This window comes from Suilimivivens sp. (assembly GCF_037359455.1).
In the GTDB taxonomy this organism is placed as follows: Bacteria; Bacillota; Clostridia; order Lachnospirales; family Lachnospiraceae; genus Suilimivivens; species Suilimivivens aceti.
Map to the genome: position 1 here is coordinate 1 of NZ_JAXXXI010000033.1, position 1,292 is coordinate 1,292.

Below are 1,292 nucleotides of genomic sequence, written 5' to 3' on the forward strand. Positions count from 1 at the left end.
GTATCAGGTAAATAACCCGCACTAACTAAAAATGAATGCCACCTGAAATCAGATGGCATTTTTAACTCTGTTTCTTCCGTTGTTTGCAGCAGTCAGGAAGCGTTTCCGACCATGGCATAAGTTTCTTCAGGTCTTCCTCTGGAACATCATTCCGGGGATATTCTTTCAATTGTTCCATCAAGAACTTAAAATACTCAAAAGGATTCAGCCCATTGGCTTTCGCTGTTTCTGCGATAGAATACAGGAATGCACTTGCCTTTGCTCCTTTCTTGGAATCTATGATGTGCCAGCTGTGTTTCCCCACACAGAATTTTTTGATGCTGCGTTCCGCGTCATTATTATCCAGCGGAATAATCGCTGATTCCAGAAAGACTCGAAGATATTTTTCCTGGTTCACAGAATAGGTCAGTGCCTTCTTCAGGTCAGTTGAGGATATGACCTTATTGTTCAGGATATCTTTTACCCACGCAAAGAAAGCATCAACCAGTGGTTTTACTGATTGCTGTCTGTTATCAAGAATCTCCTGTGACGATTTGCCCTTGCTGAGATTGTCCGTATGGAAAATAACGGCAATTCTTTCCGCAGCCTCTCTGGCGATCTGCTGTGCCGGGGATAATGCAGCTCCTTTTTTTGCTGTTTTCACGATTTCTGCATATTTTCGTTTGCAGTGAACCCAGCAACCGGCAACTTTCAGGTCGTCATGCTTTCTGTCCAGGGTGTGGTAGGAAGCATATCCGTCTGAAACAAGGATTCCTTTGTATCCTTCCAGATATCTGTCTATCACTGCCGCAGATCTGGAACCATTATCATATTCATACAGATATATCTTTTGGGAATCCTGTATTCCTGGGGAATGATAGACCCACATGTAATCCTTGCTCTGCGGATCATTTGCATCTTTTTCTCCAGACATGGTAAAGGGCGATTCATCGCAATGAATAAGAGGAGCTTTCTTTAATTCATCCTTCATCATCTGATGAACGCTGTCAAGGTAGTAATCACTTAACCGTATCATCCATCCGGCCATGACCTGACGGGATATGTTAAGTCCGTCATAACCATACCCTTCCGATATCCGGTTAAGAGGTACTGCATTGATATACTTTGCCGTAAAAATGGATGCGGCAAGAGAAGGCGTGAGAATGCTATGGTTCAGGAGTCGGCTTGGTGCTTTGCCTCTCATGATTCTGCTGCCATTTCCATTGCTGGCATAAACTCCCACATGATGCTCTACCGCCTTGTAGGAAGGTGGGATCCGCTCCAGCTCTGTGTAGATTTCATCTTCCAGTTGG

Annotated in this window: 1 protein-coding gene; it reads right to left on the reverse strand. The window is 44.2% G+C overall.

Features of this window, described 5'->3' with window-relative positions:
* Window positions 1-61: 61 nt before the first annotated feature.
* The coding region (locus tag WJQ40_RS04650; protein WP_337538165.1) for an IS66 family transposase at window positions 62-1,292 on the reverse strand (1,231 nt) is incomplete at its 5' end.